Origin of the sequence: Clostridium disporicum (genome assembly GCF_001405015.1) — a bacterium.
Taxonomy (GTDB): Bacteria; Bacillota; Clostridia; order Clostridiales; family Clostridiaceae; genus Clostridium; species Clostridium disporicum_B.
The window spans coordinates 37,046-48,930 of sequence record NZ_CYZX01000011.1 but is presented as its reverse complement, the minus strand read 5'-3'; the positions used below and the strand labels follow the sequence as shown (position 1 = coordinate 48,930).

Annotated in this window: 14 protein-coding genes; all 14 read left to right on the top strand. The window is 28.4% G+C overall.

Annotation, left to right across the window (positions count from 1 at the left end; all coding sequences use genetic code 11):
* Positions 1 to 2: 2 nt before the first annotated feature.
* The 14 genes from ARA56_RS08835 (at position 3) to recN (ending at position 11,750) form a co-directional block, all read left to right on the top strand.
* Positions 3 to 590 (top strand): stage III sporulation protein AF, encoded by a 588-nt coding sequence (locus ARA56_RS08835; RefSeq protein WP_055265834.1) that lies wholly within the window; start codon positions 3 to 5, stop codon positions 588 to 590.
* A complete protein-coding gene (gene spoIIIAG, locus ARA56_RS08830) occupies positions 591 to 1,196 on the top strand; it encodes a stage III sporulation protein AG (protein ID WP_055265832.1) in 606 nt (201 codons plus the stop codon).
* A 54-nt stretch (positions 1,197 to 1,250) separates the two neighbouring features.
* The gene (locus ARA56_RS08825) at positions 1,251 to 1,754 is read left to right on the top strand and encodes a SpoIIIAH-like family protein (RefSeq protein WP_055265830.1); all 504 of its coding nucleotides are present in this window, start codon (positions 1,251 to 1,253) and stop codon (positions 1,752 to 1,754) included.
* 87 nt (positions 1,755 to 1,841) lie between these two features.
* Positions 1,842 to 2,231: an Asp23/Gls24 family envelope stress response protein gene (locus ARA56_RS08820; RefSeq protein WP_055265828.1), complete on the top strand. Its 390-nt coding sequence runs from the start codon at positions 1,842 to 1,844 to the stop codon at positions 2,229 to 2,231.
* Positions 2,232 to 2,422: 191 nt separating this feature from the next.
* On the top strand, positions 2,423 to 2,827 hold the full coding sequence (gene nusB, locus ARA56_RS08815) for a transcription antitermination factor NusB (protein ID WP_055265826.1): 405 nt from the start codon (positions 2,423 to 2,425) through the stop codon (positions 2,825 to 2,827).
* Positions 2,828 to 2,857: 30 nt separating this feature from the next.
* Positions 2,858 to 3,706, top strand: coding sequence for a tetrahydrofolate dehydrogenase/cyclohydrolase catalytic domain-containing protein (locus ARA56_RS08810; protein WP_055265824.1), 849 nt, complete (start codon positions 2,858 to 2,860; stop codon positions 3,704 to 3,706).
* On the top strand, positions 3,696 to 4,910 hold the full coding sequence (gene xseA, locus ARA56_RS08805) for an exodeoxyribonuclease VII large subunit (RefSeq protein WP_055265822.1): 1,215 nt from the start codon (positions 3,696 to 3,698) through the stop codon (positions 4,908 to 4,910). The genes ARA56_RS08810 and xseA overlap by 11 nt, the downstream gene beginning before the upstream one ends.
* Entirely contained in the window at positions 4,910 to 5,125 is a 216-nt protein-coding gene (gene xseB, locus ARA56_RS08800; RefSeq protein ID WP_055265820.1) for an exodeoxyribonuclease VII small subunit, read from the top strand. Before xseA ends, xseB begins: the two co-directional genes overlap by 1 nt.
* Positions 5,115 to 5,984: a polyprenyl synthetase family protein gene (locus ARA56_RS08795; RefSeq protein ID WP_055265818.1), complete on the top strand. Its 870-nt coding sequence runs from the start codon at positions 5,115 to 5,117 to the stop codon at positions 5,982 to 5,984. Before xseB ends, ARA56_RS08795 begins: the two co-directional genes overlap by 11 nt.
* A 17-nt stretch (positions 5,985 to 6,001) precedes the next feature.
* Positions 6,002 to 7,861 carry a 1-deoxy-D-xylulose-5-phosphate synthase gene (gene dxs, locus ARA56_RS08790; RefSeq protein WP_055265816.1) on the top strand — a complete coding sequence of 620 codons (1,860 nt, stop codon included), beginning with the start codon at positions 6,002 to 6,004 and terminating at the stop codon, positions 7,859 to 7,861.
* Between the two features lie 11 nt (positions 7,862 to 7,872).
* The gene (locus tag ARA56_RS08785) at positions 7,873 to 8,682 is read left to right on the top strand and encodes a TlyA family RNA methyltransferase (protein WP_055265814.1); all 810 of its coding nucleotides are present in this window, start codon (positions 7,873 to 7,875) and stop codon (positions 8,680 to 8,682) included.
* A 41-nt stretch (positions 8,683 to 8,723) separates the two neighbouring features.
* Positions 8,724 to 9,575, top strand: a complete 852-nt coding sequence (locus ARA56_RS08780; protein ID WP_055265812.1) for an NAD(+)/NADH kinase — start codon at positions 8,724 to 8,726, stop codon at positions 9,573 to 9,575.
* A 1-nt stretch (position 9,576) separates the two neighbouring features.
* Entirely contained in the window at positions 9,577 to 10,026 is a 450-nt protein-coding gene (locus ARA56_RS08775) for an arginine repressor (RefSeq protein WP_055265810.1), read from the top strand.
* A gap of 23 nt (positions 10,027 to 10,049) precedes the next feature.
* Positions 10,050 to 11,750 (top strand): DNA repair protein RecN, encoded by a 1,701-nt coding sequence (gene recN / locus ARA56_RS08770; protein WP_055265808.1) that lies wholly within the window; start codon positions 10,050 to 10,052, stop codon positions 11,748 to 11,750.
* The last annotated feature ends 135 nt before the right edge of the window (positions 11,751 to 11,885 follow it).

Genomic DNA, 11,885 nt, shown 5'->3' with positions numbered 1-11,885 from the left:
GTATGGAGTATATTAAAAGCTTTATAATTGCATTAGTTACAACAATAATATTTATAACCGCAGTAGAAATGATAGCTCCAGATAAACCTATTAAAAAATATATAAAGTTTGTTTTAAATTTGGTCCTTGTTTCTGTATTGTTAAATCCTATTGTTTATCTTTTTACAAAAGGGGAAGGGGAAATTATAGGAGCTATTGAGAAATACGAACAAATTTTATCTCAGGGGACAATTTCAAATGATAACAGTGCAGTTAATGATACGAGGGTAGAGGCTTTTAAGGAGAATTTAAACAAAAACTGTGCAATGCTTCTAGAAGATAAGTTTGATGGTAAAAAATTTGAATGTGATGTTATATGCACAGTTGATTTAGAAAATATGACATATAATATTGAAAAAATAAATGTTGGAGTAAAAGATAACAAAATAAAACTTATAGAGAAGATTAAGATAGATACAAGTAAAAGTACTGAAGTTATGTCATCAAATGAAGAGATAGAAGGTAGCGAAGAAATAATCGATTACTTGACAGAAGAACTTAATGTTTCTAGAGAAAAAATAGAGGTATATAAAGTGGAGAGGAGTGAGTAAATGGATAAAGAGAAACTTAATAACGAACTAAAGAAAATAGTTAATAATAAAACTTTTTTTAATGCACTGGCAGTTTTACTTGTTATAGCATTTCTATGGTTAGCTTATACTGCATTTTTTACTGGTAGTAGCAATGAAAAATCAAGTTTAACTCCAAAAGGTGCACAAGAAGTAACTGTAGAGGAAGCTGAAATAAGTAAAGAAATTTTAGATTATGAAGCTGAACAAAAGCAAGAACTGCAAGATATACTATCTAAGATGGAAGGTGTTGGGAAGGTGGATGTTAAGATGCACTTTGAAAGTGGAGAAGTAAAGGTTCCAGCGTATAATTCTACAACACAAACCGCTGAAACTAGAGAAGAGGATTCACAAGGTGGAACACGATCTACAATACAAGAAACTGGAGGAGATACCGTTGTTATGTATTCTGATGGAAGTACTAATGAACCGTTTATAGTACAGACTTATAAGCCTAAGATAACAGGAATAATTATAGTAGCAGAAGGTGCAAGTAATAGTAAATTAAGATATGATATTCAAATTGCAGTTTCTACTTTATATAATTTAAGTTTAGACAAGGTTAATGTATATCCTATGGAAAACTAGCATATAATTTATAGAAAAATAGAAAATAGAAAAATGTATAGGGGGATTTTTAAAATGACAAAAAAACAATTTGGGATTATCTTTACACTTATGGCTTTGATAGTATGTGTTGGAGTATTATCAATGAAATTAAATGAAAGCGGATTAACAGATCCAACAGATTTAGGTGCAATGTTACTAGAAAATGATACAGAAGAACAAACAATGAGTACTCAAGATTATTTCTATAACCTAAGAACACAAAAAGCTCAATCTGATGCAAAAATTAAAGATGAGATGAAAGCAATTACTGAAGATGCAAGTGCTTCTCAAGAGGCGAAAGACATAGCAAATAATTCGTTAATTCAAAAAGCTCAACTTCAAGAACAAGAATCAAGAGTTGAAATGGGAATCATGAATAAAGGGTATGAAGATGCTATTTGTATGATAGATTCTAATAAGGTTACAGTATATGTTAAAGTAAAGGAAACTCCTACTACAGAGGAAACTGCTTTATTACAACAATTAGTTGAAGATATTACAACATTAAGTGATATACAAATAGAAACAAAGAAATAATTCGTTGTAATAGTAAAAGTATTTTGATATAATAAACATAAGAAAAAAGAGGTTTTACAAAAATGTAAACCTTGAGGAGGGTTTAATATGGAAAATGTTAAGACTGATTCAGCATTAGGAATCGTAAAGATTTCTGATGAAGTTGTTAGTGTAATTGCAGGAATAGCAGCAGAAGAAATTGATGGAATAATAGAGCTTCCACAAGGCGTTGGAAATAACATATCACAAATATTAAAAGGTAAGAAGAATAACTTAGGAAAAAGCGTTAAAGTTACTTTAGTAGAAGACAAGGCTGTTATTGACTTATCTGTAGCAGTTGAGTATGGAGTTAAGATTCCAGATGTAGTTAATAGTGTACAAGAAAATGTAAAGAAAACTGTTGAAACTATAACTGGGTTAAGTGTTGAAGCGGTAAATATAAGTGTTCAAAACATATATGTACCAAAGCAAGAACAAGAAAATCTAAAAGAAGATTAGTAAAACCCTCTGATCATCAGAGGGTTTCTCATTATTTAGAGAAATTTTAGTTAATAAATTGATTTATTATAGACACAAGTAAGATTATATTGTAATATACATATGTTTAATTAATAAATATAAGTTTATAATATTAATAAAGTAAGTGTTTATATAGATATAATATATGCATTAGTACTTAGGAGGAAATTATGAAAAGACAAAGATCAAGAGAAATTGCAATGGAATTATTATTCGGAATGGAATTAAGTAAAAATTCATATGAAGAAACAATAGAAAACTTTGTAGAAGACTATGAAATGGATCTTACAACTATAGATTTAGAGTATATTAAATCTACAGTGAAAGTTGTAACTGATAATTTAGAAAAGATAGATGGAATAATTACAGAATCATTAGTGAATTGGAAATTAGATAGAATTTCAAGAGTTAACCTAACAATACTTAGACTAGCTGTTGGTGAAATGCTTTATGTTGAAGATGTACCAGAAAAAGTTGCTATAAATGAAGCGATTGAGTTAACTAAAAAATACTCTGATGAAAAGAGCGTATCATTTATCAATGGTGTATTAGATAAAGCGTTTAAAAGTATTTAATTATATGAATAGGTGAGTAGGGGTATACATATGGGAGAAATAATTAAAGGAAAAAATATAGCTGATAAAATAAAACTAGATATATCGGAGTTTGTAAATTTTAGAAAAGCTAATAATTTAATAATACCTAAAATAGCATCTATTCTTGTTGGAGAAGATGGAGGGTCTATTTATTACATAAATAATCAGGAAAAAATATCTAAGTCATTAGGTGTTGGTTTTGATAAAATATTATTCCCTAGTTCTATTTCAGAAGAAGAATTAATAAACGAGATTATAGATTTAAATAATAGAGAAGATATTAGTGGAATAATACTTCAATTACCTTTACCAAAAGAAATGAATGAGAAAAGAGTTATTTCTAATATTTCAGCAGATAAAGATATTGATTGCTTAACATATGAGAATGTTGGAAAGTTATATATGGGAGAAAAATGTTTTCTTCCATGTACCCCAAACTCAGTTATAAGAATTTTAAAGAGTTTAGATATTACTTTAGAAGGTAAAAGAGCTGTAGTAATTGGGAGAAGTAATATTGTAGGTAAACCTCTAAGTACATTATTATTAAATGAAAACTGTACAGTTACAGTATGTCATTCGAAAACTAAGAATTTAAAAGATGTTTGTAAGGAAGCCGATATATTAATTAGTGCTATTGGAAAGCCTAAGTTTATAGATGATGAATTTGTAAAAGATGGAGCCATAGTAATTGATGTTGGGACATCTTCAGTTGATGGGAAAATAACAGGAGATGTAGACTTTGATAAAGTTATTGATAAAGCATCATTTGTAACACCTGTTCCAGGAGGAGTAGGAGCATTAACTACCACTTTACTAATAAAAAATTCATGTGAGGCATTAGAGAAAGATGAAGATTAAGACATTATCTGTATCAGAAGTAAATAACTATATAAAAAAAATATTGGATAATGACTTTATTTTAAATAATCTCTCTGTAAAAGGGGAGATTTCTAATTTAAAGCTTCATTCAAGTGGACATATATACTTTTCGTTAAAAGATTCTGCTGGCAAGATAAACTGTATAATGTTTAAAAATAGAGCTTATGATTTAAGATTTCCTTTAGAAGATGGAATGGAAGTTGTTATAAGAGGTAGAGCTTCTGTTTATACAGCTAGTGGGACATTTCAAATATATTGTGATGAAATTGAAAAAGAAGGTATAGGAGAACTATACGTTAAATTTGAAAAGTTAAAGTCTAAACTAGCAAAAGAAGGATATTTTGATGAAGATTTAAAAAAAGATATACCTAGAGATATAAGATCAATAGGTGTAGTAACATCTGAAACAGGAGCAGCTATACAAGATATAAAGAATGTTATTAGAAGAAGAAATACATTAGTGGATATAATGCTTTATCCAGCTCAGGTTCAAGGAAATGGAGCGTACAAGACAATAATTGAAGGTATAAAGTATTTTAATAGAAAAAAGAATGTAGATGTAATAATTATTGGTAGAGGTGGAGGCTCCATTGAAGAGTTATGGAACTTTAATGAAGAAGAGTTAGCTAAAACGATATTTAATTCTAATATTCCTATTGTGTCAGCCGTTGGACATGAAGTAGATTTTACCATATCAGATTTTGTAGCAGATATAAGAGCAGCAACGCCATCACAGGCGGGGGAATTGGTAGCTCCTTTAGAAGAAGATATATATAAGAGAATAGAAATTAACAAATATAATCTAAACACAATAATGCAAAGAAAATTTGAAATAGAAAAAAATCTCTTAGAAAGTTATGATGAAGTATTAAGATTAAAATCCCCTTTAAATAAGATTGTAAATGGATATTTAGAAGTTCAAAACTTAAAAGAAAGATTAGATTTTAGTATTAAGAATAAGATAGATAAGGAAAAACAAAAATTAATATCTTTAAATGAAATTCTTCAAGCTCGTAGCCCTATAAATATATTAAGAAAAGGATATGCTATAATTAAGGATGAGAATGATAATATCTTAAAAAATGTAGAGGATTTTAGTGATAAAGAGGAGATTAATATTACTTTAAGGGATGGATATGTTAAAGGAAGCTTTATCTTGACAGAAAGGGGAGGAGATTTATAATGGCAAAAAAAGAGAGTTATAATGAGATGTTAGAAAACTTAGAAGATATTCTAAGAAACTTAGAGAATTCTGAGCTTACCCTTGAGGAATCAATGAAGGAATATGAAAAAGGTAGTAAGCTTATAAATAAATTATATAAAACATTAAATACATTAGAAGGTAAATTTATAAATATTAAAGAAGAAAATGAAGCGGTGAATAGTGATGAAGAATAAAGAGATTAGGGAATCGCTTAATGATTATTTGAAAAATTATTTTAATGATAAAGGCAATTATAATAAGATAATATATGATTCAGCTAGCTATAGCTTAAATATAGGTGGTAAAAGGATTAGACCTATATTAATGATATTAAGTTATAGTATGTATAAGAATAATTGGAAAGATATTTTACCTGTAGCTGCAGCTATGGAGATGATACATACGTATTCATTAATTCATGACGATTTACCAGCTATGGATAATGATGATTTAAGAAGAGGGATGCCAACAAATCATAAAAAGTATGGTGAGGCAATAGCTATATTAGCTGGTGATACGCTATTAAATGAGGCTATGTCATTAATGATGAGCTTTGCACTTAAAAATGGAGAAAATGCTTTAAAAGCAGCAATTGAAATAGCTGAAGCTGCAGGACCAGAAGGCATGATTGGTGGCCAAGTTGTAGATATTGTAAGTGAAGGAAAGAAAGTCTCAAAAGATGTATTAAATTATATGCATTTAAAAAAGACTGGTGAACTTATAAGAGCATCGGTTGTAGTTGGGGCTATGCTTGCTGGAGCTAATGAAGATGATAAAAATAAACTAAATGAATTTGGACAAAAATTAGGTTTAGTTTTTCAAATAAAAGATGATATACTTGACGTAGAAGGCAATGTTAATAAGTTAGGGAAAAATACATTAAGTGATGAGAATAATGATAAAACAAACTTCATATCACTTTATGGATTAGAATATTGTAAAATAGAATGTAAAAAGTTAACGGAGAATTGTATTGATATACTTAAGACTCTATCTGTTGATGCTAGTGATTTAATTAAATTAACATATGAGTTGTTAGATAGAGAATATTAAACAAAGGAATGGTATGTATGGGAAATATATTGAATAATATAAAGTCTCCAGATGATATTCATAAGTTAAATAGTAAAGAATTATATAAATTGTCCGAAGAAGTTAGAGAATTTTTAATAGATAGTGTTTCAAAAACGGGAGGACACTTATCTTCTAATTTAGGGGTAGTAGAATTAACTTTAAGTCTATACAAATCATACAATCTTGAGAAAGACAAGATTGTATGGGATGTTGGACATCAAGCTTATGTACATAAAATATTATCAGGAAGAAAAGAAAAGTTTGACACTTTAAGAAAATATGAAGGATTGTGTGGATTTCCTAAAAGATCTGAAAGTAAATATGACGCTTTTGGAGCAGGGCATAGTAGTACATCTATTTCAGCAGCTATAGGAATGGCAAGGGCTAGAGATGTATTAAAAGAGGATTATGATGTTGTAGCAGTTATTGGTGATGGAGCATTAACAGGGGGAATGGCTTTAGAAGCACTTAACGATGTAGGATTTAATAAAACAAATCTTACTATTGTGTTAAATGATAATCAAATGTCTATATCAAAAAATGTTGGAGGATTATCAAATCACTTAAACAAACTTAGAGTTGGACCTGGATATAATAAGTTAAAAGAAGACATAAATTCAACCTTAAATGGCTCAAATGTTGGAAAAGCATTAAGTCATTCTATACATAAAGTTAAAGATAGTATAAAGCAATTATTAGTACCATCAATGTTTTTCGAAGGGATGGGAATAAAATATATAGGACCAATAGATGGACATGACATTAATATGATGAACGATGTTTTAACAAAAGCTAAGCGTATTAATGGTCCAGTTATTATACATGTAATAACTCAAAAAGGAAAAGGATATGAATTCGCTGAGAAAAATCCAAATAAATATCATGGAGTATCACCTTTTGACTTAGAAAGTGGAGAAACTAATATAAATCCTAAAAAGACTTATTCAAAAGTTTTTGGAGATACTATGATGGAACTTGCTGAAGTTGACAATAGAGTAGTAGCTATAACAGCAGCAATGCCTGACGGAACTGGATTAAAAGAATTTTCAAAAAAATATCCTAATAGATTTTTTGATGTAGGAATAGCAGAGGAGCATGCAACAACTTTAGCAGCTGGTATGGCAAGTGCCGGATTAAAACCTGTATTTGCGGTTTATTCAACTTTCCTACAAAGAGCATTTGATCAGATAATTCATGATGTATGTATACAAAATTTACCTGTAGTTTTTGCAATAGATAGGGCAGGAATAGTAGGAGAAGATGGAGAAACTCATCAAGGAGTTTTTGATTTATCATATCTTTCGCAAATACCTAACTTAAAGGTTTTAGCACCAAAGCACTTAGAGGAATTATCATTAATGCTGAAATGGGCTATAAATCAAAATGGACCAGTGGCTATAAGATATCCTAGAGGTTCAGATTGTTGTGATGAAATTATACCTGTAAGTGAAATAAATTGTGGAAAGTGGGAAAAGATTATAGATGGAGAGAATGTTGCAATCATAGCTACAGGAAAAATGGTTCAGCATTCACTAATTGCTAGAAGCAAGTTATTAGAACTTGGATATAATCCAACTATAATTAATGCTACATTTATAAAACCTTTAGATTTAGAAATGCTAAATGAATTAGTGCAAAAAGGATTTAATATAGTTACTATTGAAGATAATATAGTAAACGGTGGATTTGGTTCATATGTACTTATGGAATTAAATAAATTAGGATTTAAAGGTAGATTTAGATCATTAGGATTTAAAGATGAATTTGTACCACATGGAGATGTTACAAATCTTTATAAGGATGCAGGATTAGATCCAAAAGGAATAAAAGATTGCATAGTAGAGATACAAGGATAAAGGAGATAAAGATGTCATCAAAGAAAGAAAGATTAGATATACTTTTAGTTGAGAAGGGCATATGTAATTCAAGAGAAAGAGCTAAAACTAATATTATGGCTGGATTAGTTTTTGTTGATGGACAGAGAGTTGACAAAGCTGGAGAGAAAGTTAACAGAGATGCTGAAATTATATTTAAAGGCGAAGAGTTAAAATACGTAAGTAGAGGCGGATTAAAGCTAGAAAAAGCAATGAATGAGTTTAATATATCATTAGATAATAAGGTATGTATGGATATAGGTGCTTCTACTGGTGGATTTACAGATTGTATGCTTCAAAATGGCGCAGCTAAGGTGTTTTCAGTAGATGTAGGATATGGACAGTTTGCTTGGAAACTTAGAGTTGATGAAAGAGTTGTTTGTATGGAGAGAACTAATATAAGATATGTGACTCCTGAAGATATAGGAGATAAATTAGATTTTGCTTCTATAGACGTTTCATTTATTTCTTTAAGAACTATAATGCCTGCAGTTAAAAATTTATTAAAAGACAATGGTGAAGTCGTGGCTTTAATTAAACCACAATTTGAAGCAGGAAGAGAAAAAGTTGGCAAAAAGGGTGTAGTTAGAGATAAAGAAGTACACAAAGAAGTTGTATCCAACATAGCTAATTATTTAATAGAAAATGACTTTAATATAATTGGTATGAGTTTCTCACCTATTAAAGGGCCAGAAGGAAATAGAGAATATCTTGTGTATTTTTCAAAAGATAAAGAAAAAGAATCAGATTTTAGTTTAGATAAAATTAATGATATAATAGAAGAATCACATAGCCAGCTATAATAGCTGGCTTTAGGTATAGGAGAATTAAAAAAGGAAATATTATGAGAAATATTGCTATAGCGTTAAATCCTTCAAAAGATAAAGATGGGAAAATACTAGAAAAGATATTATTAAAATTAAATGATGTATTCTTAGATTCTAAAATTACAGTTTTAAATAGTTTTGATATAAGTTCTATTAATATTGATGAAGAGCTTGATTTGATTATTGTATTAGGTGGAGATGGAACTATTTTAGGTGTAGCGAGGGATATAAACGACAAATACAATTATCCTATTTTAGGAGTTAATATCGGTAATTTAGGATTTCTTGCAAGTATAGAAATAGATAATTTAGATTATGCTTTGAAAAAAATTAAAAATAATGAATTCATAATTCAAGAAAGAATTTTATTAGAGTGTGAAAGTAATATAGAAGGTAATTTTGAAGTAAATAAGGCTTTAAATGATATAGTTATAGCTAGAGGGACATTATCTAGAATGATGAAATTTAAGGTGTTTATAGATGATAAGTTATACTATACTTTTAAAGGTGATGGACTAATAATTTCTACTCCAACAGGATCTACAGCATATTCATTTTCAGCAGGAGGTCCATTTGTTTATCCAGATATGGACGTAATTACAATCACACCTATTTGTCCGCATACTAAGAGTATGCAACCAATAGTTTTAAATAGTAAAAGTAAAATTGAAATTAAAGCAGATAGTTATAGTGAAGAGATATACTTGACTTTTGATGGACAAAAATCTTTAAAAAATATTGATAAAAGTATTATTAAAATAAAAAAAGCAAAAGAAAATGCAAAAATATTACTATTAGATGATTATGATTATTTTAAGGTGTTGCGTAAGAAAATCTTAAATAATCAAGTAGAAGGGGAGGAAAATTAGTTTGAAGTCAAAAAGACATAATAAAGTACTAGAAATAATAAACCAATCCGAAATTGAAACACAAGAAGAATTAGCAGAAGAGCTTAAAAAAAATGGATTTGATGTAACTCAAGCTACAGTATCAAGAGATATAAAGATATTAAAACTTGTAAAAATGCAGAGTTCATCAGGAAAATATAGATATGTAGCGCCAAGTAAAGAAGAGCGTGGATTAAATGATAAATTATATAGCATTTTAAAAAATGCAGCAATTTCAGCAGAAAAAGTGGATAAGTTTGTAGTATTAAAAACATTAACTGGTACTGCTTCAGCAGTTGCAGAGGCTATAGATAATCTTTATACAGAAGATGTTGCAGGAACGATTGCAGGAGACAATACAATATTTATTTTAGTAAGAACAGATGAAAAGGCAGAAGAGCTTATTTTAAAGGTAAGAAAGATAATTTCTTAAAATAGATATTAAGGTGGGGTACAATGTTAATAGGATTAAATATAAAGAACTTTGCGTTAATTCAAGAACTTTCAGTTGAATTTGGTTCAGGATTTAATATATTATCAGGAGAAACTGGTGCCGGGAAATCTATATTAATTGATACTATTGATTATGTTTTAGGTGGAAAGTTTTCTAAAGATTTAATAAGATATGGAGAAGAGAAAACATATGTTGAAGCTATTTTCTCTATAGAAAATGAAGAAATATATGAAATTTTAGACGAATTAGGAATAGAGAAAGATGAACTGTTAATAATCACAAGAGAAACTACAATTTTTGGGAAAAGCTTTATAAAAGTAAATGGTAGAACTATTGTGTTATCACAATTAAAAAGAATAAGAGAAAAGCTTCTTGATATACACGGACAACATCAAAACCAAAATTTACTTAATAAAGGAACTCATATTTTATATTTAGATGAATTTTATATGGATAAATTAAAAGGATTATTGAGTAAATTTGATAAGTTAAGATGTAAACATATAGAATTAATAGAAAAATTAAATAGACTTAAAGGAAGCGAAGATAGAGAAAAACTTGTAGATTATATTAAGTTTCAAATAGATGATATTGAAAAAGCTAATTTGAAAATTGGAGAAGATGAAGCATTAAAAGAGGAGTTTAATCTTCTTAATAATGCTGAAAAAATATCATTAAGTCTCTCTAAAAGTTATAGTTATTTACATACTTCAAATAATGGAATGTCAGTATTAGAAGGTTTATCTAAGGTAATAAGTGAGTTATCATCTGTTGAAGGTCATTCAGAGAAGATCAAAAATAGAAGAGTTGAAATAGAAGAAGCGTATTATGTTATAGAAGAAGCTTCACGTGAGATTAGAGATATTGGCGATGAAGTATATTATGATGAAAATGAATTAGCTAAAATTAATGAAAGAATATATCAGATAGATATTTACAAAAGAAAATATGGAAACTCTATAGAAGATATTTTAAATAATTTAAAAAATTTAAAAGAGCAATATGAAGAGTTAACAAATTCTGAAGTTATAATTAATAAATTAAAAGAAGAATTAGAAGAATTAAAAGTTCAAATGAGAAAAGTTGGAGAAGAGATACATATATTAAGAGTTGAAGCTGCTGAAATTTTACAGAAAAGTATAAAAGAAGAGCTTTCATATGTAGGATTAGAAAAAGCAATCATAAAGATAGAAGTTGAATTATGTGAAGACTTTAATCAATATGGTTATGATGATGTTCAATTTTTAGTATCTGCAAATCCTGGAGAACCATTAAAACCATTAGAGAAGGTTTTATCAGGAGGAGAATTATCAAGAATTATGTTAGCGTTAAAATGTGTATTTGTTGATAAAGATAGAATTCCAACACTTATTTTTGATGAAATTGATACAGGTATAAGTGGTACTATTGGAAAAAGAGTTGGAGAAAAAATGTATCAAGTTTCTACAAAGCATCAAGTTTTATGTATAACTCACTTACCTCAAATAGCTGCACTTTCAGATAATCATTACTTTGTATCAAAAAAGGTTGAAGATAATAAAACATTTACTGGCATTAAGATATTACCTAAAGATGAAAAAGTAAAAGAAATTGCTAAAATGATTGGTGGAGATGAAATTAGTAGCGTAGCTTTAGAAAATGCTTCAGAAATGGTTAGATTTGCTGATTTAAAAAAAGAAGAAATTAAAAAAAATCATATATAGTTACATAAGATTAAGCAATACTGCAAAAAATAAAATCATGGAAAAAAAACATGGTTTTATTTTTTTTATAAAAAATTATTTTTCTTAATAATTTTTAACTTTAATAACAAAGTTACTACAGCATATTGTAAATTC